The sequence below is a fragment of the Streptomyces sp. NBC_00878 genome (assembly GCF_026341515.1).
GTDB lineage: Bacteria > Actinomycetota > Actinomycetes > Streptomycetales > Streptomycetaceae > Streptomyces.
This window is the reverse complement of record NZ_JAPEOK010000001.1, coordinates 999,231-1,021,228: the sequence shown is the minus strand read 5'-3', so window position 1 is coordinate 1,021,228 and position 21,998 is coordinate 999,231. Positions and strand designations below refer to the sequence as shown.

General features: G+C 70.5%; 15 protein-coding genes and 2 riboswitches. Of the genes, 9 read left to right on the top strand and 6 right to left on the bottom strand.

The window, feature by feature from the left end:
* Positions 1-2 precede the first annotated feature (2 nt).
* Together OHA11_RS04080 and OHA11_RS04075 are read right to left on the bottom strand one after the other, a co-directional pair.
* Positions 3-1,589 carry a hypothetical protein gene (locus tag OHA11_RS04080; protein WP_266492005.1) on the bottom strand — a complete coding sequence of 529 codons (1,587 nt, stop codon included), beginning with the start codon at positions 1,587-1,589 and terminating at the stop codon, positions 3-5.
* Positions 1,590-1,671: 82 nt separating this feature from the next.
* Entirely contained in the window at positions 1,672-3,027 is a 1,356-nt protein-coding gene (locus OHA11_RS04075; protein WP_266492003.1) for a glycoside hydrolase family 125 protein, read from the bottom strand.
* A 182-nt stretch (positions 3,028-3,209) separates the two neighbouring features.
* On the opposite strand from OHA11_RS04075, the gene OHA11_RS04070 reads away from it, so the two are divergent.
* From OHA11_RS04070 to OHA11_RS04055, 4 genes are all read left to right on the top strand, one after another.
* Positions 3,210-4,220 carry a carbohydrate ABC transporter permease gene (locus OHA11_RS04070; protein ID WP_266492000.1) on the top strand — a complete coding sequence of 337 codons (1,011 nt, stop codon included), beginning with the start codon at positions 3,210-3,212 and terminating at the stop codon, positions 4,218-4,220.
* Complete coding sequence (locus OHA11_RS04065) at positions 4,204-5,130, top strand: carbohydrate ABC transporter permease (protein ID WP_266491999.1); 927 nt, start codon at positions 4,204-4,206, stop codon at positions 5,128-5,130. Before OHA11_RS04070 ends, OHA11_RS04065 begins: the two co-directional genes overlap by 17 nt.
* A 50-nt stretch (positions 5,131-5,180) precedes the next feature.
* Positions 5,181-6,476, top strand: a complete 1,296-nt coding sequence (locus tag OHA11_RS04060) for an ABC transporter substrate-binding protein (RefSeq protein WP_266491997.1) — start codon at positions 5,181-5,183, stop codon at positions 6,474-6,476.
* A 196-nt stretch (positions 6,477-6,672) separates the two neighbouring features.
* On the top strand, positions 6,673-7,680 hold the full coding sequence (locus tag OHA11_RS04055) for a LacI family DNA-binding transcriptional regulator (protein ID WP_266491996.1): 1,008 nt from the start codon (positions 6,673-6,675) through the stop codon (positions 7,678-7,680).
* Between the two features lie 36 nt (positions 7,681-7,716).
* On the opposite strand, the gene OHA11_RS04050 is transcribed toward OHA11_RS04055, so the two are convergent.
* Positions 7,717-8,982: a glycoside hydrolase family 76 protein gene (locus tag OHA11_RS04050; RefSeq protein ID WP_266491995.1), complete on the bottom strand. Its 1,266-nt coding sequence runs from the start codon at positions 8,980-8,982 to the stop codon at positions 7,717-7,719.
* A 378-nt stretch (positions 8,983-9,360) separates the two neighbouring features.
* Between OHA11_RS04050 and OHA11_RS04045 the strand changes: the two genes are divergently transcribed.
* The 3 genes from OHA11_RS04045 to OHA11_RS04035 all read left to right on the top strand — a co-directional run bounded on the left by OHA11_RS04045 (position 9,361) and on the right by OHA11_RS04035 (position 14,249).
* Positions 9,361-10,911 (top strand): ricin-type beta-trefoil lectin domain protein, encoded by a 1,551-nt coding sequence (locus OHA11_RS04045; RefSeq protein ID WP_266491993.1) that lies wholly within the window; start codon positions 9,361-9,363, stop codon positions 10,909-10,911.
* A 38-nt stretch (positions 10,912-10,949) separates the two neighbouring features.
* Complete coding sequence (locus tag OHA11_RS04040; protein ID WP_266491991.1) at positions 10,950-12,419, top strand: glycoside hydrolase family 76 protein; 1,470 nt, start codon at positions 10,950-10,952, stop codon at positions 12,417-12,419.
* 171 nt (positions 12,420-12,590) lie between these two features.
* A riboswitch (cyclic di-AMP (ydaO/yuaA leader) is annotated at positions 12,591-12,762 on the top strand.
* Positions 12,763-12,857: 95 nt separating this feature from the next.
* Positions 12,858-14,249: a C40 family peptidase gene (locus OHA11_RS04035; protein ID WP_266491990.1), complete on the top strand. Its 1,392-nt coding sequence runs from the start codon at positions 12,858-12,860 to the stop codon at positions 14,247-14,249.
* A 105-nt stretch (positions 14,250-14,354) separates the two neighbouring features.
* On the opposite strand, the gene OHA11_RS04030 is transcribed toward OHA11_RS04035, so the two are convergent.
* The 3 genes from OHA11_RS04030 to OHA11_RS04020 form a co-directional block, all read right to left on the bottom strand.
* Entirely contained in the window at positions 14,355-15,215 is an 861-nt protein-coding gene (locus OHA11_RS04030; protein ID WP_266491988.1) for a DUF4394 domain-containing protein, read from the bottom strand.
* 179 nt (positions 15,216-15,394) lie between these two features.
* Positions 15,395-18,943 carry a tetratricopeptide repeat protein gene (locus OHA11_RS04025; RefSeq protein WP_266491986.1) on the bottom strand — a complete coding sequence of 1,183 codons (3,549 nt, stop codon included), beginning with the start codon at positions 18,941-18,943 and terminating at the stop codon, positions 15,395-15,397.
* A 130-nt stretch (positions 18,944-19,073) separates the two neighbouring features.
* On the bottom strand, positions 19,074-19,910 hold the full coding sequence (locus tag OHA11_RS04020) for a glutathione S-transferase C-terminal domain-containing protein (RefSeq protein ID WP_266491984.1): 837 nt from the start codon (positions 19,908-19,910) through the stop codon (positions 19,074-19,076).
* A 220-nt stretch (positions 19,911-20,130) separates the two neighbouring features.
* Positions 20,131-20,277: riboswitch (SAM riboswitch) on the bottom strand.
* A 224-nt stretch (positions 20,278-20,501) separates the two neighbouring features.
* On the opposite strand from OHA11_RS04020, the gene OHA11_RS04015 reads away from it, so the two are divergent.
* Positions 20,502-20,624 (top strand): putative leader peptide, encoded by a 123-nt coding sequence (locus tag OHA11_RS04015; RefSeq protein ID WP_266491981.1) that lies wholly within the window; start codon positions 20,502-20,504, stop codon positions 20,622-20,624.
* Positions 20,625-20,699: 75 nt separating this feature from the next.
* The gene (locus OHA11_RS04010) at positions 20,700-21,980 is read left to right on the top strand and encodes an LLM class flavin-dependent oxidoreductase (protein ID WP_266491978.1); all 1,281 of its coding nucleotides are present in this window, start codon (positions 20,700-20,702) and stop codon (positions 21,978-21,980) included.
* Positions 21,981-21,998: the final 18 nt, after the last annotated feature.

Genomic DNA, 21,998 nt, shown 5'->3' with positions numbered 1-21,998 from the left:
ACTCACACAGTCAGGGGCGCTGCTCCCCAGGGTTCCGCCCAGTCGTAGACGAGGGTCTCCGGGCCGGCCCGCCAGCGACGAGGAGCGGTGGTGGACAGCCAGTCGAGCGGTTCGACGCCCCCCGGTGTCCCGCCGTCCAGCGCGAGCCCGACGGCCGCGGCGAGGTCGGTGTCCGTGCGATCCGTACGGGCGGCGGGGTCCACCGAGACGAACAGGGCGGTACCGGAGCGCGCCACCAGGTCCAGGAACTGCCGGTTCAGGTTCCAGTCCGTCTCCGGTGTGCAGGGGACGCAGTCCGCGTCCACCGTGAAGAACCTGTTGTGCTGGGCCAGTCGGAAGGCGAGCGTGTTCACGCCCATCCGCCGGGTCCGCTCCCAATCGCGGCCCGAGGTGTCGTCGCCGGACCGCTGTACCCGCACCATGCCCGCGGACAGATGACCGACCGTGTTGCAGCCGATCACCACCGTGTCCCCGGCGGCCTCGGCGATCGTGCGATACAGGCGGACCAGGATCTCGGCGCTCGTGACGGACCGGTCGGCCAACGACCAGCCCGGCGAGGCGAGTTCGGCGGGGGAGCCGGCGGCGAACCGGCCGAACACGTCGTACGTCGAGAAGTCGTGCTTGATGAGTTCGTACCCCCACCGGCGGAACCGGGTCACGTCCTCGGCGACCGTTTCGAGCGCCAGGTCCAGCGACGGGTCGAGGGGGAAACCGGTGTCCCTCAGCAGGCCGGGCCGGACGGCGGCGGTCTCGGTCCGCGAGAGCAGCGGCCGGAACCACAGGCCCGGCCGCGCACCGGTCTCCGCGATGCGGGACGCCATGTCCGCCATGTCGTCGAACACGCCCGGCAGTCCGGTGTCCCAGGGGCCGCCGGGCGCGGATCCGCCGCCCTCGGTCCAGCCGTCGTCGATCACGCAGTACGGGTGTACGGGGTGGCCGTCGGCGTACTCCACGACCGTCCGCGCGTCCCGCAGTACCGCGTCGGGGCCGAAGCCGCGTCCGTAGGCGTAGTACCAGTTGTTGCTGCCCACGACGGGGCCGGTGGCGGGTAGTTGATCCGGGTTCATGACGGTGCAGAGCGCTTCGTGCGTGGCGAACGGCGTCGGGCCCGCGGCGGTCACCACCGTCGCCACGTCCAGGATCCGCTCACCCGACAGCACTGGCAGACCGCCGCTGCGTACGTCCGCCCAGAGGGCGATGCCGCCCTCGTCGACCGTCCACGAGCACAGGGCGCCGGCTCTGGTCCGCACCCCCCACCCGGTCGTCGTTCCGCCGGACGGGCCCGTGATCAGGACGTACCAGGGCAGCGCGCGATCCGGTTGCAGAGTCCGCCACTGAAGATCGCCGTAGCCGCGTTCCCAGGCGTCTCCCAGGATGCGTGCGCCCTCGGGTGTGCTGTGCCGCCAGCGCAGCACGATCCGCGACAGGCCCTCGGTGCCCGCGCGGGCGCACACCCGCAGGCCGTCGGGCGTCGGCTCGGCGGTGACCTGGGCGCCGCGCACGGTCCAGACGCCTTCGGTGGCCGAGGCCGCCGTATGCGGCCGGGTGTCGCCGGTCATGACGTGGACGCTGTCGGGCAGGCTCAACACGGCAGGCTCCTCACAGTAGTTGGCGGGGCGGCGCTGTCCCGGCCGTCGCCGTCCCCGCCGCCGTTTCGGCCGTCGACACGGGTCAGGCAGGCCCGCTGTCCGCGCCCGGCGCGGCGGGCAGTGTCCGCGGGTGCACGGGAAACAGGTGCCGTACGCCGCCCCCGCACAGGTCGAGGGCGAGTTCGCAGAACATGGCGTTGGCCCAGCCGAACCAGTCCCGGGTGAACCGGCCGGGGTCGTCGACGTGGAAGCTCTCGTGCATCAGGCCGGTGCCCGCGGTCGTGGCCGCCAGTGTCTCCAGAGCGCTCGCCGCATCGTTCCTGTTGCCGGTCAGGCCGGCCGTGGCGATCGCCAGCGGCCAGATGTGACCGTCGGGCGTATGCGTACTGCCGACCCCGGACGCGCAACGGCCGCTGAAGAACGAGGGGTTCGCCGCGGAGAGCACGAGACGCCGGGTTGCCCGATAGAGCGGGTCCTCCGGTGTGCACCAGCCGCTCAGGGGGAGGCTCAGCAGACTGGGGAGGTTGGCGTCGTCGCTGAGCAACACCCCACCCAGGCCGTCCACTTCGTAGGCCAGGACGGACGCGCCGTCGGCCTCGACCACCGCGTGCGCCAGGATTCCGGCGTCGATCTCGTCGGCCAACCTCCTGGACTGGCGGGCGAGTTCCGCATCCCGAAGGACCGACGAGGCCAGTTCGGCCAGCCCGTGCAGGGTCGTCGACGCCAGCGCGTTGGCCGGGACGAGGTAGCCGTGTCGGCAGGGGTCGTCGCTGGGCCGGAAGCCCGACCACGTCATACCGGTCCGCCGGACGCTGGCTCCGCGGCCGCCCTGGGGAAGACTGTCACTGGCGAAGGGGCCGGACGGCCGGACGAACCAGTAGGGCGAGTGCGTGTGGGACTGCTCCGCCCGCCACAGCCGGACGATCCTCCAAGCAGCACGGTGAAAGGCGTCGTCGAGGTGGTCCTCGCGACCGTTCGCCCGCCGGATCGCGTACGCCAGCTGCAACGGTGCGCAGAGGGAGTCGAGTTCGTACTTGCGCTCCCACACCCACTGCGTCGGCGTGGGCAGATCACCGGGCTCGCCGTGCGCGCCCGTGGGGCCGTCGTTGAAGGCGTTGGCGTACGGGTCCAGCAGGACGCAGCGGATCTGGCGGCGCGATACGCCGGCCAGCACGTCGCCGACCTCCGGATCCTTCGCCACGGCGAGGTAGGGGCGGACCTGGGCCGTGCTGTCCCGCAGCCACATCGCCGGGATGTCGCCGGTCGCGACGAACACCTCCGAGAGCTCCGGGACGCCCGGTGGCGGAGTGCCCCAACTCATCGACGTGGTCCATGTGTTGGTCAGGCAACTCTCGACGATGTCCGCCGCCGGACTGCCCCGCAGTCCGGCGGCCAGCCGGCCGCCGAGCGTCCTCAGCGACTCCGGAACCGCCCACACTGTTCCGGATGTTGATCCGGGAAACGTTACCATCGCGCCTCTTGACTCCCTCTGTGGCGTGCGCCACCGTGTGATCAACAGGGAATGGAAACGTTACCTTGAAGGAGCTGGAGACCACCAGACGGTCGGGTCCGTCCCGGTCTGCGTCATCGCCAACTCCTCGGAGGAGAAGGTGAGCCCGTGTGACAGCCACTCCGCACCAGCAGTCGAACCGACCCCCGCACCCACCGCCGAATCCGGCACCGCACGCGTCACCGAGCTGGTCAGCACGTTCGCCGTGGCGTCGACGAGGGAAGCTGGGCTCGGACACCCGGGCCGCGTACGCGTTCATGGCGCCGGCGCTCATCGGCTTCACGGTCTTCGTCGTCTACCCGCTGATCCGCTCTGTCTATTTCGCGCTGACGCGCTACAACGGCCTGACCGCCCCGACCTTCGTCGGCCTCGACAACTTCCGCCGGATGTTCACCACCGACCCGTCGTTCTGGCCCTCGGTACGCGCCACCCTGCTGCTGGTCGTCCTGTATGTGCCGGCGTCGCTGGTCATCGGCCTCGCGCTGGCGGTGTTCTGCAACCGGCGCATCCGGGGCGTCCGCCTCCTGCGCACCCTGGTCTACCTGCCGGTGGTGCTGCCGGTGGTCGCCACGATCACGCTGTGGAAGTTCGTCTTCAACCCGCAGGTCGGCCTGGCCAACCAGGTGCTGACGTGGCTTCACCTGCCGACCAGCGAGTGGCTGTCCGGTGAGGGCTCGGCGCTGCCGTCGATCGTGATCGTCATGCTGTGGAGCGTCGGCTCCACGATGATCATCTTCCTCGCCGCGCTCCAGGCGGTCCCCACCGAGCTCTACGAAGCGGCCAAACTCGACGGCGCCGGCTCCGGGACCGTGTTCTTCCGGATCACCCTGCCGCTGATCAGCCCGATCATGGTGCTCCAGGTCGTGCTGCAACTGGTGACCGCCCTGCAGACCTTCAACCAGCCGAAGATCCTCTCGCCGGACAACATCGGCGGACCGGGATTCAGCACCAGAGTGCTGATGCTGTCGATCTACAACAACGGCTTCCCCAAGCTCGGCCAGGTCGCCGACTTCGGCTACGCCTCCGCCCAGGTGTGGGTGCTCTTCCTGGTCATCGTCGTCGTGATCGCCGCCACCGCCCGCTTCTCGTCGATTTGGACCTACAGTGACCACGTCTCCTGACGTCACGAAGGCGTCGGAGCCGGCGCCGTCCCCGCGACCGACACCTGCCCCCACCGCGCCCCGGAGACCCCGGAAGACCGTACGGACCGCGTCCTGGTACGCCGTCGCGCTGCTGATCTCCTCGGTGATGGTCCTGCCCCTCCTGTGGATGCTCACCATCGCGCTGAAGGGCCAATCGGCGGTCTTCCAGGTCCCGCCCCGGCTGCTGCCCGACGAGTTCCACTTCGAGAACTTCATCGACGGACCGAAGGCGATCCACTTCCCCCGCCTGCTTCTGAACTCCCTTGTCATCACCGGTCTTTCGGTGCTCGGCGGCGTCATGACCGCGATGATGACCGGATACGCCCTGGCCCGGCTCCGCTTCCCCGGCCGCAGGCTCTGGTTCTACGTCTTCGTCGGTTCCATGATGCTGCCCCCGGTGGTTGGCATCATCCCGCTGTTCCAGCTCTTCAAGGACATCGGCTGGTACGACACCTGGCTGCCGCTGATCGTCCCCGCCTTCCTGGGCGGCAATCCGCTCTTCATCTTCCTCGCCCGCCAGTACTTCCTGTCGGTGCCCCACTCCATCGACGAGGCCGCCAAGGTCGACGGCGCCGGGCACATCCGGATCTTCTTCAGCGTCATGCTGCCCATCACCCGGCCGGCCTGGATCACCATGTCCATCCTGGCCTTCCAGTTCTCGTGGAACGACTACCTCAACCCGCTCATCTACCTGTACTCGTCCGAGAAATGGCCGCTGAGCGTCGGCATGGCCTCCTTCGTCTCCCAGTTCGCCGGCCAGACCCCGGACTGGAACCTCTACATGGCCGCGAACCTGCTCTACATGCTCCCCCCGCTGGCCGTGTTCTTCGTGGCCCAGCGCTACTTCATCCAGGGCCTGAGCGCACTGGGCACCGTCAACCAGCGCTGACCCGCATCGATCGCGATCGGCCGACCCAACCACGTACCAGGAGGCCCACGTTGAAACGAACACTGCACGTCGCCGGAGTGCTGCTGGCGGCAGGCGGACTGCTGGCCACGTCCGCCTGCGGCGGCTCCTCGGGAAACGAGTCCGGCGGGAAGACCACGGTCACCGTGATGACCTGGGAGTCGAACGCGACCAACCAGCTCATCGACAAGGCCCTGGCCGGCTTCCACGACCCCGACATCACGGTCAAGCGCATCGACACCCCCAACGGCAACTACTCGGACAAGCTCGCCTCCCTCACCCAGGCCAAGAAGCTGCCCGACCTGTTCTGGTGCGGCAACGACACCGAGCTGCAATACAGCGGCCAGGGCCTGCTCACCGACTGGTCCGGCAAGCTGTCGGGCTCCGGTGACTTCACCGCCGACAGCTTCGCCCCCAACGTGATGGAGAACTGGAAGACCGCCGACGGCAAGATCGGCGGCGTCCCCTCCCTGATGAACACCTACGGCATCTGGTACGACATCGACGCCTTCAAGGCCGCCGGAATACCCCTGCCGGCCGCCGGCTGGACCTGGGACGACATGTACGCCGCCGCCGACAAGCTGCACAAGAAGGGCGCCAAGTACGGACTGGTCGCCGATGCCATGACCGCTCTGGACGGGCCCTTCAGCGCCAGCCTCTACTCCCTGTCCGCCGGCGGCAAGCCCTTCGCCGACAGCGTCCACCAGCCCACCAAGGCGACCATCGACGCGACCTACACCGAAGGCGTCGGCAAACTCGTGGCGGGCATCAAGAGCGGTGCCGTGGCTCCTCCCGGCTACGACATCTCCAACCAGCAGTCGCTGTTCGCCGCGGGCGAGATCCCGATGCTGTGGAGCGGTCAGTGGCTGGCCTCCGCCTACCTCACCGACAAGCCGAAGATCAAGTACGGCTTCGCGCCCCTGCCCCAGGTCGACAAGGCGGCCACCCTGTACGACGCGGTGGGCATCTGCACCCCGTCCTACACCAAGAACGCGGACGCCACCTTCAAGGTCCTCTCGTACCTCGACTCCACCGTGTGGACCAAGGTGCTCCCCGACTCGCCCGTCGCCGTGCCGGCCTACACCGCTGCCCAGGACGCCTACTACAACGCCCTCGACAAGGCCGAGTTGACGACCGTCGCGGCAACCGTCAAGGCGGACCTGGACGCCCCGCTGACCATGGGCGTGCGCTTCACCACCCAGTGGGCCAGCCAGTCCAACGACCTGATCACCGCCTACTGGCCGGACATCCTCAACGGCAAGAAGCCGCTCTCCGACCTCCAGACGATGACCGACAAGATCAACGACGTGATCAAGAGCAACGGCTAGGTCGACAGGGCCCAGGACAGGTCCGGACACCCGAGCCGCGTGGACGCACAGCCCCGGTCATCCCCGCTGACCGGGGCGTGCGCCCGGACCCGGAAACGTATCCTGAGGGCGATCCGCAGGCCGCCCCGGCGATGAAAGTTGGTCTCCGCCACTCGTGAGCAGTCGTTCCCCACAGCGCCAGAACACCAGGCCGACCATGCGCGATGTCGCGGAGCGGGCCGGCGTCGCACTCGTCACCGTGTCGCGCGTCGTCAACGGCATCGGCACGGTCCGCGAGGAGACGGCCGACCGGGTCAACGCCGCGATCAGCGCCATCGGGTACCAGCGGAACGAGATCGCGCGTTCGCTCCGCCCCGGGCAGAACTCCATGACCATCGGGCTGCTGCTCGGTGACCTGACCAACCCGTTCTACGCGTCCCTGGCGAAGGCGGCCGTCGACGTGGCGAACCGGGCCGGGTACGCGGTGCTCCTCAGCACCGCCGACGAGGACCCGGAGGTCGAGCGCCGTGCGGTGGGCGAGCTCATCGGGCGGCGGGTCGCCGGGCTCATCATCGTGCCCGACCAGGGCGACCACGCCTTTCTCAACGAGGTCAACGCCCACGACCACGTGCCCATCGTCTTCGTCGACCGGCCCGCCACCGGCGCCGAGGCCGATGTCGTCGTGGTGGACAACGAGGACGGGGGAGCGGCGGCGACCCAGCATCTCATCGACCACGGCCACCGGCGGATCGCGATCCTGGTCGCGCCCTCGTACTACACCACCGGCCGCAGACTGCGCGGCTACCGCAAGGCCCTGCGACGCAGTGGCATCCCCGCCGACGACGACCTGGTCGTCACCCTGCGGCGCGGCACCACCGACGACGCCTCCGCCGCCACCCACGCCCTGCTGACATCGGCGGAGCCGCCGACGGCGATCTTCTCGACCACGGGCTTCCTCACCGAGGGCGTCCTGCGGGCGAGCCAGCGGCTGCGGGCGCCCGTCGCGGTGGTCGGGTTCGACGACTTCAAGCTGGCCGACATGCTCCCGACCCCGGTCACGGTGGTGACCTCCGACACCGAGGAACTCGGCCGCCACGCCGCCCGGTTGCTCATCGACCGCATCGACGGCGACGATGCCCCCGCCCGCAGGACCGTACTGCCGGTGCGGCTCATCGCCCGGGGCACGGGGGAGTTGGGCCCGCAGCCCCGGTCTCAGCCTCAGTAGACCGTCGGCCAGTCCTCAGGAGAACCTGGCTCGGTCTCAGTAGAGCGTCGGCCAGAGGGCGCGGGGCCACGCGAGTACGGCGTAGAGCTGGGCGAGGGCCGCCTGCTGGATCGCCTCCGTGCCGCCGTTGGAGTTGAAGTGCACCAGCCCGGTCGCGGGATCGCGCATGGTGGACCACACCTGGTCGGCGTAGTCGGCCATCGCGCGGTGGTACCGGCCGTCCCCGGACACCGACTCCAGGAGCAGCAGGTTCTTAAAGAAGATCGAGTTGAAGAACACCGGCTGGCCGAACAGCCGCCCCTGCGTGACGTAGTAGGCGTACGCGGCCTCGGCGATCCGCTCGGCACGGCGCAGATGGACGCGGTCGCCGGTCGCGCGGAAGAGCAGGACGTTGACGCCGACGGGCACGCCCTGGTTGTACGACCAGACGGTCTTCTCGATGGCGCCCCGGAGGTCGAGATGGTCCCAGTACAGTCCGCCGGGGCTCTGCAGATGGGTGTTCGTCCAGTCGTAGAACCGTCGTGCCCAGTCCAGGTACTTCCGCTCGCCGGTGATCAGGTGGAGGCGCAGGGCGAGTTGGGCGCCCGGCATGTTGGAAACGGTGTTGCGGTCGTGGCTCCAGGTCGCCTGGGTCCAGAAGACGCCGCCGGGTGCGGCGTGGGAGGTGTCGGTGTCCCAGCCGGACACGACGAGTTCGAAGATCTCTTTCGCGCGGGCCAGCGCGGCGGTGTCCCCGGTCTGGAGGTGGCGCTGGATCTTCGCCAGCCCGACCCACTCGTTGTCGTCGTAGAAGATGTCGCCGCCCGAGCCGTACGGGGCGCGGGGGTACGAGTCGTATCCGGGCAGCCCGGTCGTGCCTCCGCCGGCGTTCCAGTAGTGCTCCTGGGCCTTCGCCCGGACGGTCAGCTCCGACTCGTACGCCTTGTCCACCGCCGCGAGGTCCAGCGCGGCGATGTGCACCTGGGAGAAGGGCCATTCGTAGGAGTACGGGCGGTCGTCCGAAGCCGCCGGATACTGCTCACGGACCAGTCCGGATCCGTCCGTCGTGCCGAAGTGTCTCTCCAGGGTGGTGTAGGCGGATCTGGCGCGGGACAGCGCGCGGGACCGGCGCTCGGCGTCGCCGCGGTCCGTGGTGCCGTCGCCCGCCGTGCCAGCGTCCGCCGTGCCGTCGGCCGCGGTGCCGTCGGCCGCGGTGCCGTTGTCCGCGGCGGCCGCGTTTCCGGTGGACACCGCCGCCATCGTGGCCATGGCTGCCGTCAGACCCGAGCCGACCAGCGCCCGGCGGGAGGGATACCTGCGCATGGGAACGTCTCCATTCGGACGTGGGTGCGGGGAGGGCGAGGGGAGGGGGAAACGTTGTCATGATGCTCTGGAGTCGTCAACGGTCAGAACAGCAGCAGTAGTTCACAGTTGTGGAGTGTGGCCCAGACCATTGACCTGTGAGCCGGGGTGGTGGACCCTCGCGATGGATACGTTTCCAGAGTCTGGACACGGTGTACCTGTCCGCCCCCCACACGGCATGCAGGAGACAGTGACATGACCATCTCTTCAAGACCGTCCCGACTGCCCCGACCGATCCGACCGATCCGACCGCCAAGGTCGTCAGGACCGTCAAGGTCGTCAGGACCGTCAAGATTCCTGAGGCCGCTGAGCACCGCGGTCGCGCTGATCCTGCTTCTCGTGCTCGCACCGCCTCTGATCGTCCTCAGTACCGCGCCCCCCGCCGCCGCGCTCGAGAACGGCCTGGCCAGGACGCCCCCGATGGGCTGGAACGACTGGAACGCCTTCGGCTGCGACGTCAGCGAGGCACTGGTCAAGCAGACCGCGGACTACCTCGTCTCGTCCGGACTCAAGGACGCCGGCTACACCTATGTGAACATCGACGACTGCTGGATGACCAAGACCCGCAACTCCGCGGGCCAACTGGTGCCCGACCCGGTCAAGTTCCCCAGCGGCATCAGCGGTACCGCCGCCTACATCCACAGCAAGGGCCTCAAGCTCGGCATCTACGAGAGCGCCGGAAGCGCCACCTGCCAGGGCTACCCCGGCAGCCTCGGGCATGAGCAGACCGACGCCAACAGCTTCGCCTCCTGGGGTGTCGACTACCTCAAGTACGACAACTGCAACCACGAGAACGTGCCCGACCGGCAGCGCTACACGGCCATGCGCGACGCCCTGGCGAACACCGGCCGCCCGATCGTCTACAGCCTCTGCAACTGGGGCCTGGCCGATGTGTGGACCTGGGGCGCGGACGTCGGCAACAGCTGGCGCACCACCGACGACATCAACCTCAACTTCTCCACCGTGGTGTCGATCTTCAAGGCCAACGTCAAGCTCGCCGCGTACGCCAAGCCCGGCGCCTGGAACGACCCGGACATGCTGGAAGTCGGCAGGGGCATGTCGTTCAACCAGGACCGTTCCCACTTCAGCCTGTGGGCCCAGATGGCCGCCCCGCTGATCGCCGGGAACGACATGCGCACGGCCTCCGCCGCCACCCTCTCCCTCTACGGCAACAGGGACGTCATCGCCGTGGACCAGGACTCCCTGGGCAGGCAGGGCACCGAGATCTCCTCCTCGGGCGGCCTCCATGTGCTGACCAAGCAGCTGGCGAACGGCGACCGGTCGGTGCTCCTCTTCAACGAGAACGCGTCCGCCGCCACCATCTCCACCTCCGCGACCGCGGCCGGTCTCCCCGCGGCGTCCTCCTACCGGCTCACCAACCTCTGGTCCAAAGTCGTCAGCAGCACCAGCGGAAACATCTCCGCCAGAGTCCCCGGCCACGGCTCGGTGATGTACCGGGTGTCCGTGGGCAGCGGCACCAGTGTCGGCACCACCCGCCGCCTGGTCGGCGCCTCCTCCAACCGCTGCCTCGACGCGTACGACAACCAGACCACCCCGGGCACCAAGATCCAGATCTGGGACTGCGGCAGCGGCGCCAACCAGGCCGCGACCATCACCGCCGCCGGTGAACTGCGGCTCTACGGCGGTACGCAGTGCCTGGACGCCTACGACAACCGGACCGCGCCCGGCACCAAGGTGCAGCTCTGGTCCTGCACCGGGGGCGCCAACCAGAAGTGGAGCCTCAACCCCGACGGCACCATCACCGGCAACCAGTCGGGGCTCTGCCTCGACGTCATCCGCGGCGACGAGGCCGCCGGCAACGCCAACGGCACCGAGCTCCAGCTCTGGACCTGCAACGGCGGCGCCAACCAGCAGTGGCGCCTGGGCTGACCGCCCGCATCCGTATCCCCCCACACCATGGAGTCGGCATGACACCGACAGCGGAACGAGTCCGGAGGGCCGGGGCCGGTCTGATCGCCGCCCTCGCCCTCACCCTCCTCGTCCCGGCGAGCGGCGGCGGCACAGCGGTCGCCGCCGCCGCGGCGACCGTGTGCAACACGTACTGCGACGGCCGTGACCCGGCGCTGTCCCCGCAGGACCGGCAGCCGGTGACCGCCAGTATCTTCTCCCGGAGCATCGCGCTGCACTTCGACGACACCGACGCGATGGGCTGGGCCTCGATCTCCAACGGGAGCCCCACCGACGAGGTCTGGCTCGACCGCTCCTTCGACGGCGGCCGCACCTGGGCCTCGGGCAGCAAGCTCGGCGCCACCACGATCCCGGCCGGCCAAACCGGCTGGCGCACCCTGATGTACAACGTCGACGACTGGGGCAACCGCGGCGTCGGAGCCCTGCGCGCCTGCGGCAAGGCCGGCGACCGGACCGAGATCGCCTGTACGGCCTGGGCCCGCACCACCTGGAACGCCCAAAGCCGTCCGACCGCCGCTGCCACCGCGCTGATGCAGTCCTACAACAACTCCACCGGCCTGTTCGACACCACCGGCTGGTGGAACTCTGCCAACGCCCTGACCGCGATCATCGACAACATCCGTGTCACCGGAATGGGCAGCTACCGGTACGCCATCGCCAACACCTACGACCGCCAACTGAACGCGCAGGGCGGCCAGTTCCGCAACGACTACATCGACGACACGGGGTGGTGGGGGCTGGCCTGGGTCGCCGCGTACGACCTGACCGGCGACAGCCGCTATCTCAACACCGCCCGTGCGGACGCCGATTACATGGCACGGTACTGGGACTCCACGTGTGGCGGCGGCGTGTGGTGGAGCACCGCCAAGACCTACAAGAACGCCATCGCCAACTCCCTCTACCTGGAGCTGAACGCCGCGCTGCACAACCGCATCGCGGGCGACACCGTCTATCTCGGGCGGGCCAACGCCGAGTGGGCCTGGTTCAAGGGCACCGGCATGATCAACGGTTCCCAGCTGGTCAACGACGGCATCGACCTGTCGACGTGCCGGAACAACGGCGACACCACCTGGTCGTACAACCAGGGCGTGCTGCTCGGCGGTCTGGCGGAACTGCACCGGGCGACCGGGGACTCCGCGCTGCTCACCACGGGCCGTCAGATCGGGAACGCCTCGACCACGTCCGCGGCCCTCAACTCGGGCGGCATCCTGCGCGAGCCGTGCGAGACGAACGGCTGCGGCGCCGACGGCCCGTCCTTCAAGGGCGCGTACATCAGGGGGCTGAGCGCCTTCAATGCCCGGCTGTCCGACCGCCCGTACACGTCCTACATACGGCGGCAGGCCGACGCCGCGTACGCGAACGACCGCAACGCACTCGACGCGTACGGGCTGCACTGGGCCGGACCACTGGACTCCACCGACGCCGCCCGCCAGCAGAGCGCGCTCGACCTGATGAACGCGGCGAACTGACACCCCCAACTCCCGTTGACCGGGCGGAAAGTCGTCGATGTCTCGAACCGATACGACGAAGGTCACAGTTACATATCGGGCACTTCGCTCTTCAATCTTCACACGAGGGGCACAAGTTGGCTAACTTGACGGGTAGGACGCGCGACTTCCTCCGGTGAACCTCGCCGGGTTGCGCGACCTCCGCCGAATCCGGTGGCCCACGTGGCCATCGGAACCGGGGACCCAACCGAACTTGGGGTGAATCGGCCCAACTGCCCGTCAGGGCAGGGGCCGTAGGGCATACCTTCCGGAATCGTCGCCCGAACCCGACAGCTAACTCGGTAGGCGGAACACGGAAGGAGTACGGCTCCCATCGCGCCGGAACGAACTTCGCGCCCCGGAGGCGACAACCTCCCGGGCATCCCCCGGCCCGCCTTCGCGACGGCGGCCGCCACCTCGGTGGACCTGTACTCCTCGACGGGTGGCACCACGCCCGTCCCGGGAGGCGACGAGCCGAGCCGTGAAGAGGTGCAGCAGCGGATCCACAACCTGTACGACCAGGCCGAGAGCGCCAGCGGTAACTACAACGCCACCCGGGCGATGGCCTCGGGGCGCCCGCGTGAGCGGGCGAATCCGATGCCCGACACCGGGCGTGGACGTGCCGACACCGTCGCCGCCCCCGACCCCGCTCTGAGCGACCGCGCCAAGCAGTGGTTCGACGTGGGGCGTTCGCAACTGGGTCCCCTCATCCCCGCCGTACTGCCCTCCGACAGAATGCCGGAGCGTGGCCAGACCGGTACCTGGCCCAAGAGCCCCGGCGGGCGTCCGGGGGACCGACAGGCCGACCGGCCGGCCGACAGGCCGACCGACCGTGCGCTGGAAGCGGCCGCCAAACCCGTCCTGGAGCTGACCGCCGGGCCTGCCGCCGCAACGGCCGCGCGGCCCGTGGCGGAGCTGACCGCCGGACCCGTCGCCGCGCTGCCCGCCGCGCCCCAGGCGCGTCAGGACGCCACCGAGCTCCTGCCCGCGCTGGTCACGGAACCGCAGCAGCAGCAGCAACAACAGCAGCCACAGCCGCAGACACAGCCACAGCAGTCGCGGCAGTCGCTGAAGACCTCCAAGGACCGGACCCGGCAGAAGCTCGCGAAGGCCCGTGAACTGCTGTCCGCGCGCATCGCCCAGCAGAGCGCGCCGATGGCGGCCATCGCGCCCGCGCCGGTGGAGACCGCCTGGCGTACGCCCGAGGTACAGGACTACCGCCAGGCCGGGCAGACGCAGTGGCCATGGCCGTCGGGCGGGATCGGCACGGACCTGCCCATCGGCTCCATGTCGCCGGATCCGTTGCTCGGCACGACCCCGAGCATGGGCGGCCAGGGCCTGACCATGGGCGGCCCGGATCTGTCGTTCGGCATGGATCTGTCCGCCTATCCCCCCGTGTCCATCGGCGCGGGTGTGGCCATCGGCTCGGACGGTGCGTCGGACTCGGGGTACGGCGGGAAGGCCGCGAAGGCCGTCGACTTCGCCCGCGCGCAGATCGGCAAGCCCTGTGTGTGGGGCGCGACCGGACCGGGCGCGTACGACTGCTCCAGCCTCACTCAGTCGGCCTGGAAGGCCGCCGGGGTCGCGCTGCCGCGTACCGTGCACGACCAGGCGACGGCCGGTATGGCGGTCCCTCTCACCGACCTCCGGCTGGGCGACCTGGTCCTGTTCCACGGCCATGTCGGCCACATCGGCATCTACAGCGGCAACGGCATGATGATCCACGCACCGAGCCCGGGCGCGTCCATACGCGAGGAGTCGATCCTCTGGGCCGGGGAAGCGGCGATTCACAGCGTGGTGCGGCCTGCCTGACCCAGAAGCCGTACCGAACCCAGAAGCCGTACCGAACCCAGAGGCCGTACCGGCGTAGGGCGCGAAGCGCCGACCGATACGGCCTCTGATCGTGTCGGAGACGTGTCAGCCCGCGTCGAGCGCGACCGCGATGTCGGTGATGGGTATGGGGAACTGGCCCACGCTGGTCGTGGCTCCGGTGAGCACATCGACGGTGTAGAGCGTCGACGTGGAGGCACCGTACGGGGTGAGGGTGGCGAAGGCCGTGTTCGAGATCGTCTTGCCGGCGCTCAGGTCGCTGAAGATGTCGAAGCCCGCGTTGGCGAGGGCGTTCACGCCGAGCGAGCCGGTCGCGGCCAGCGTGCCGTTGGCGGGCGGCGACTGGATGACGACCTGGTCCGAGGTCGTGTTGATGTCGAACAGCGTTGCGCCGGTGGCCGAGTTGAGGTCGTTGTTGGTGTAGGCGGCACCGGTGACGCCGTGGGTCGTCGCCCCGTCCGTGGTCAGCGGGGTGTTCGTGGCGGTGACGCTGTTGGCGAGGTTGTGCGCCAGGTTCTGGCCGGTGTCGCTGATGATCCGAAGCCGGTCGGCGGCGGGGTTGAAGTCGACACCGAAGTTCGTGCCCTGCAACGGGACACTGAGCTGCGAGACCTTGGTGACCTGAACGTCCGGGACCTGGGGCGGGGTCTTGACCGTGTAGACGCCCCCCTGGTTGCCGACGATGTACAGGAGTCCGTTCTGCACACGGAAGTCGCTCCCGACAGCAAAGGTGTCGCCGACGAGCCCGTTGATGACCCTGAACCAGTTGAGCACGTCGGGTCTGTCGGTGGTGAAATGGGCCATCAGCTTGCCGTCGGCCGAGATGCCGAACGCGGGCAGGCTGGGCGTCGCCGCGTGGCTGGTGCCCGGGGTCGCCACGACGAGCGCCGCCATGGCGGACGCGGTCGCGATCGCCGTGGCCATCCTCTTCTTGAGCCCTGCTTTCATCGCTTCTTCCCTCTCGGTCGGCGTGCACGTGAATGTCTGCGTGCGCGTGTGGTGGGGCAGCGGCATCGCGGCCTGATGTGCCAGGCCGGATCGCCGGTCAGCGACGGCAAGCTATGGCGCAGGACTGGACAACCACTGGACGGTGATTGAACGGCCGGACGTCGAGGCGTTCCGCGCGCTCACGGCCCCGATGTGGTCGACGACGCGGCGGCCTCCGCCCACGGCTCCAGGGCCCGGCGGGCGCGCTCGGCGCCCGCGTGCGCTCGTGCCAGCTGGTCGTGCTCCCCGGTGACGGCCGCGACCGTCGCGGCGGTGGAGTGGTGGTCGAGCGCCTCGTCGAAGCGGCCGCTGCCGTGCAGTGCCTCGGCGAGGCCGTTGAGCGCCGACGCCTCGCCGTAGCCCTCCCCGTGCGCCCGGAACAGTTCGAGGGCTTGTCGCTGACAGGTGACCGCGGCCTCGAACGCGCCCTGCCCCAGCCGGATGTCGCCGAGGCCGGACAGCGCGTACGCCTCGCCGCCCTGGTGCCCGAGGTGGCGGAAGAGCGTGAGCGCCTGCTGCTGACGCTCGGCCGCGGCCTCGAACCGGCTCAGCCGCAGGAGGGCGTTGCCCAGGTGGGAGAGGGTGCGTGCGCGGCCGATGCGGTCACCGGTCCGGTCGTGCAGGGCGAGGGCCTGCAGTTGACGGTCGGCGGCCTGCTCGTACTCGCCCAGCCGGAGACAGACGTTGCCGAGGTTCGTGAGAGTGCGGGCCTGGCCCACCTCGTCCCCGGTCTCGCGGTAGAGGTCGAGGGCCTGTTGATGGTCGTGCGCGGCGTCACGGAGGCGGCTGAGCCGCCAGTGAACGTTGCCGAGATTGGACAGGGCTCTGGCCCGCCCCGCGAGATCCCCCGTCCGGCGGTGCAGTTCGAGGGCCCGTACGAGGTGGTCCGCGGCCGAACCCGCGTCGGCGAGCCGCCAGTGCACGACCCCGAGGTTGGTCAGCGCGTGGGCCTGGCCGCCCAGGTCGCCGATCGTCTCGGCGGCCCGCAGGGCGTGGCGGTGGATCTCCAGCGCCTCGGTGTGGTGACCGGAGTCCAGGTGCCGGAAGAGCAGGGCGGCCAGACGGACAGCGTGCCGGGGACTGCCGCGGTCCGTGGCCACCGCGCAGACGGCGGCCAGGGTCGGGCGCTCGGCGTCCAGCCAGGCCCGTGCCGCGGCCGCGTCGCCGGCGACGGGCGAGACGTGCACGGGCGGTCCGACCGGGGGTCTGTGGTGCCGCTCGGCCGGGTACAGCGCGTCCATGGCCGCCGCGGCCGTGCTCAGGTAGTGGTCGAAGAGCCGGACCAGCGCGGCCTGCCGTTCGGCCTCGGAGTCATGCGTACGGGTCAGGCGGAACGCGTAGGCACGCAGCAGGTCGTGCGTGCCGAACCGGCCCGGCCGGGCGGGCTGTACGAGGTGGGCACGGGCCAGCAGTGCCAGAGTCCCGGCGGCTTGGACGGGACGACCACCGACGCTCGCCGGCTCGTCACCTGGTCGGATCCCCGACGCGGGGCCGGACACCTGGCCTGGCACGTGGCTCGGCGCACGGCTCGGCGCGTGGCCAGGGCCGCCGCCGGACTCGCGGCCTGGCACGTGGCCCGGTCTCTCGTCGCGCGCCTCGCCCGGTGCCTGGTCCGGTGCGTTGCTCGATGCTCCGCCCGACCTGTGGCCTGGCGCGTGGCTGGGGCCGCCGCCCGTTGTGTGGCCCGGTCTGTTGTCCCGTGCCTCGCCCGGTGCCTGGTCCGGTGTGTCGCTCGATGCGCCGCCCCACCAGTAGCCCGGTGCACGGACCGACTCCGCGCCCAGTTTCGCGCCCGGCCCCGAGCCCCGCTCCTCGGCCTGCGCTTCGCCGATCAGCGCGGCGACCGCGTAGGCGTCTGCCTCCGAGCCCGGGTGCAGGCTCAGCAGGCGGAAGGTGCGGGCGGCGGGGGCGGGGAGGCGCTCGTACGACCAGGAGAGCACCGCCTCCACCGCCGCCCGCCGGTCCCCGCCCGCGTCCAGGAGGTCGAGCCGCCGTTGCTGGTCGGCCAGTTCCGCCACCAGGTCCGCCAACCGCGACGACGGGTGGGCGACGGCGAGTTCGGCCGCGACCCGGAGCGCCAGCGGGAGACGCGCGCACTGTTCGGCCAGGGCGGCGGCCGGGCCCGGCTCGCTGTCGACGCGCGCGCCGACGAGCGTACGCAGCAGGGCGACCGCGTCGGGCGGCGGCAGCGGACCCAGGCCGACGCGGCGGGCGCCGTGCAGGGCCACCAGACCGGCGAGGCTGTCCCGGCTGGTGACCAGGACGGCGCAGGTCGGCGAACCGGGAAGCAGTGGGCGGACCTGCTCCTCGGACAGGGCGTTGTCGAGCACCAGCAGCATCCGCCGGTCGGCCAGCTCGGTCCGGAACCGGCTCGCGCGGTCGTCGACATCGAGTGGGATCGCGTCACCGCGCACCCCGAGGACGGTGAGGAACCGCGTGAGGGCGTCACCGGGCGGCATGGGGCGGTCCGGGTCGTAGCCACGCAGGTTGACGTAGAGCTGACCGTCGGGGAACCGCCGCCGCGTCCGATGCGCCCAGTGGACGGCCAGTGCGGTCTTGCCCACCCCGGCCGTACCGGAGACGACCGAGACGGCTCCGGCCGTCGGACTGTCCGCCGCCGCGGCCAGCAACTGGTCCAGCGTGGACAGTTCCGGGTCACGACCGGCGAAGTCCGGTACGTCCGCGGGGAGTTGTGCGGGTAATCGGCGCGCGGGATGCCGGGGTGCAGGGACGGACACAGGGGCGGGGAGCGCGTCGGCGACGCTCCTCGCGACCGGGCCGCCGACGGCGTCGCGCACGGGAACGTGCCCGGAGCCGGAGCCGGAGCCGGAGCCGGAGCCGGAGCCGGAGCCGGAGCCGGAGCCGGAGCCGGAGCGGCCGGAGCCGGGGATGGGGATGGGGATGGGAGCGGGAGTGGGAGCGGAGGATCCGGTGCGGCGGCGCAGCATGGCGGCGTAGGCCTCGGTCAGTGCGGGGCCGGGGTCGACGCCGAGTTCGTCGGCCAGCCGACGGCAGCTGCGCCGGTAGACGGTGACCGCCTGGTCGCGTCGCCCGACGGCCTGGTAGGCCCGGATGAGCCGGGCCTGGGCGTCCTCGTCCAGCGGCTGCGCGGCAGCGGTCTCCTCCAGGACGGCCAGCGCGTCGGCGCACCTGCCCGCCGCGATCATGGCATCGCCGTACTGGGCGACGGCACCCCGACGTTCCTCCGCGAGGGCGACAACAACCGGGTGCGCGGAGAGGAAGGGCAGGTCCGCGAGGGGCGGTTGCTGCCACAGCCCGAGCGCGTCGGTCAGCAGCGCCGCGGCCCGTTCCGGATCGCCGCCCTGCTCGTCCCGTCGTACGGTCACCGCGTTGGCGACCAGTTCCCTGAAGCGCAGCAGATCGATGGCGTCGTACGGGACGCGCAGCGCGTAGCCGTCGCCGAGCCGGGGCAGCACCGCGCTGCGGGCGCGGGGCTGCCGGTCCGGCTCCAGCAGGTGGCGCAGGTGCTTGATGTGGGTCTGGACCACGTTCGACGCGGTCGCCGGCGGGCGCTCGCCCCACAGGGCGTCCGCGAGTCCGAAGAACGGCAGTTGCTGTCCACGGGACACGGCGAGCAGGGCGAGCACCGCGCGGCGCTGGGGCGAACCGAGGTCGAGACGGGTGCCTTCCCGCCAGACGCAGACCGGTCCGAGTACCTGAATGCGCATGCGCTCCCCGCCCCCAATTTTACAATTCCCTCACTATTCCCTTTCTTTACCTCCCTGATCGGCATATCCGGAAGGCGTATTCAGGCCCAGTGCTGCGCAGTTGTCGCACCTCCGGGCCGTGGGCGTCGGCTCAGAGCTGGTCGCCGGAGAGCTCCGGGTGAAGGGCGAGGCGTCGTACGTACGCCTCGATGTGGCGGTACGGAAAAAGCGTGCAGGCCGCATCGAAGTGGTCGAGGTGTGTGAGCGTCACCCAGATGTCGCTGTCCGCGATGCTGGGCTCATCGCCCAACACGTAGGAGTGGCGGGCGAGTTGCCGGTCGAGCCGAGCCAGCGCGGGCAGGCGGGCTCCGTCGGCACTGACGTCGGGCTTGGCTCCGCCATCGGTCCCGCCTTCGCTCCCGCCTTCGCTCCCGCCATCGGTCTCGCCATCGGTCCCGGCGTCGGTCTCGCCATCGGTCACGCCATCCGTCCCGGCGTCGGCCAGCAGGCCGGCGAGGTCGCGGAGGATGTCGGGCGTGTGGTTGCTGACGACGCGCCCGCTCCAGCGGTCGCACAGCGCGGGCGCGGTGAGCGGACCGTCGTAGCGGTGCCAGGTCGCTTCGTAGGCTCCGCGCAGTGAGGCGAAGCCCTGGGGTGTTTCGGCGGGGAGCTTCGGGACCGTGGTCGTGAGCGAGTCCCTGAGACCGAGCAGGTCGAGGACGACCGCGATGCGCCGCGAACGCGGACAGGTTTCGCAGAGGTAGAGGTGGTAGCGGCGCGGCGCCGGGTAGAAGCCACCGGCGAGACCGACGCCGATGCGGCTGCGGAAGCGGTCCGGACGGGAGACCGAACGGGGGACGGACGTGCCGCCGACGGCCACCCCGGGGACGGGTGAGCAGCCGGGGACCGCTGAACGGGAGGCGGCCGTGCGGGAGGCCGCCGCCGTGCAGGTGTCCGTGCTGGAACCGCGGGAAACTGTCTCGGGCATGACTCTCCTGGGGGGAACGCGGAGGCCCTGGCCGCCTCGTGGGCGCCAGTGGCGGAACGGAGTGACTGCGCTGCCGTACAGGTCCGGATCAGTCGGACGCGTAGCGGATCAGTAAGCGCTGGAGACACGCGACAAGTCGATGTGCAAGCGCCTCGTCAAGCCGTTCCTGGACTTCCTGGACAATTCCCACCGGTCCCACCGTCGGGGCTCGCGAGACGCGAGACCACGCTTGTCCCGCCGCTCCGGCGGAACCCGGTCGTCACCCGGGGCACCCCGTCGCGGTGGAAGGGTTGCCTGCCAGCGGGCCGGGGCCGATGACCGCACGGACGGGGCAAACCCCGCACGACGGGCGCTGGCAATCGTGACCGTCGCCGTCAGTCTTGGCGGGCTCCGCGGGACCGTCAAGACTGCGTCTCAGCACCTGGGCATCCCGCCGATAAACCTCCTGACACGAACTGACGGCCGCCGGAAGAAAAGGCACAGCCGTACTGTTGTGCTCGTTGACGACGAGACGGTGCCCGATCGAGGGCCCGCGAGAGCGAGGTCGGCCGGACCCCGGTCGGCCGGGCCGGAAGGGCGGAGGTGACGCACGTGCGAGCGCGAACCGTGGCCCGCCACAGCGTCCCGAGGGCCGCTCCGCTCCACCGCGTACGCCTCTACTCCCGGCAGCACATCGACCTGCTGCGCGTGGCCGGCGCGCTCTGTTGCTCCTGACCTGTAGCCCCCGCGGTCGTGCCCTCCCCTGAGGGCCGGCCTCCTCGTACGGTCGATCAGGAAGGCACACCTCTCGTGTCCTCAGCACCCTCCGCCCTGCCCACTTCACCGCACCTGCACCTCGCCGTGGCCCTCGACGGCGCAGGCTGGCACCCCGCCGCCTGGCGCGAACCGGTGGCCCGGCCGCAAGAACTGTTCACCGCCCGGTACTGGGCCGATCTCGTCGCCGAGGCCGAGCGCGGTCTCCTCGACCTCGTGACCTTCGAGGACGGCCTCGGCCTGCAGTCCTCGCACTTCATCGAGCCGGACGGGCGGATCGACCAGGTCCGCGGCCGACTCGACGCCGTGCTCGTCGCCGCCCGTGTCGCCCCGTTGACCCGCCATATAGGTCTGGTGCCAACCGTGGTGGCCACGCACACGGAGCCGTTCCACATCTCCAAGGCCATCGCCACCCTCGACTATGTGAGCTCCGGCAGGGCGGGTCTGCGCGTGCAGTTGACGGCCCGACAGAACGAGGCGGCGCACTTCGGCCGGCGTACGCTGCCCCGCCTGGACGCCTACGACAGCCCGGCCACGCAGGACGTGGTGACCGGTCTCCTCGACGAGACGGCCGACTACGTCGAGGTCGTGCGTCGCCTCTGGGACAGCTGGGAGGACGACGCCGAGATCCGGGACGCGGCCACCGGCCGTTTCATCGACCGCGACAAGCTCCACTACATCGACTTCGAGGGCAGGCACTTCAGCGTCAAGGGCCCCTCCATCACCCCACGTCCGCCGCAGGGGCAGCCCGTCGTCAGTGCCCTCGCGCACCAGACCGTCCCCTACCGGCTGGTGGCCCGCTCCGCCGACATCGGCTACGTCACCCCGCGCGACACCGGCCACGCCCGCGCGATCGTCGCCGAGATCCGCGCCGAACAGGCCGTTGCGGGCCGCGCCGACGAGCCCCTGCACCTCTTCGGCGACCTGGTGGTCTTCCTCGACGACGACCCCGCCGCCGCGGCCGCCCGCAAGGACCGCCTCGACACCCTCGCGGGACAGCCGTTCACCAGCGATGCCCGTGTCTTCACCGGCACGCCCGCCCAGCTGGCCGACCTGCTCCAGGAGTTGCGGTCGGCCGGGCTGAGCGGCTTCCGGCTGCGCCCCGCCGTCCTCGGCCACGACCTGCCGGCCATCACCCGGGGCCTGGTCCCCGAACTCCAGCGCCGGGGCGTCTTCCGCCGCGCCTATGAGGCCGACACCCTGCGCGGACTGCTCGGGCTCGCCCACCCGGTCAACCGTTACGCCGCCAACGCCGCTGCCAACGCCGTTGCCAACGCCGTTGCCAACGCCAACACCGCTGCCAACGCCACCGCCTGAGCCGGACGGAGACCGCAG

What these genes read in the sequence shown, in the direction of transcription:
- OHA11_RS04055 (WP_266491996.1), top strand. Translation starts at nt 6,673, where the DNA reads ATGCGCGATGTCGCGGAGCGGGCCGGCGTCGCACTCGTCACCGTGTCG.
- OHA11_RS04050 (WP_266491995.1), bottom strand. Translation starts at nt 8,982, where the DNA reads ATGCGCAGGTATCCCTCCCGCCGGGCGCTGGTCGGCTCGGGTCTGACG.
- OHA11_RS04040 (WP_266491991.1), top strand. Translation starts at nt 10,950, where the DNA reads ATGACACCGACAGCGGAACGAGTCCGGAGGGCCGGGGCCGGTCTGATC.
- OHA11_RS04030 (WP_266491988.1), bottom strand. Translation starts at nt 15,215, where the DNA reads ATGAAAGCAGGGCTCAAGAAGAGGATGGCCACGGCGATCGCGACCGCG.
- OHA11_RS04025 (WP_266491986.1), bottom strand. Translation starts at nt 18,943, where the DNA reads ATGCGCATTCAGGTACTCGGACCGGTCTGCGTCTGGCGGGAAGGCACC.
- OHA11_RS04020 (WP_266491984.1), bottom strand. Translation starts at nt 19,910, where the DNA reads ATGCCCGAGACAGTTTCCCGCGGTTCCAGCACGGACACCTGCACGGCG.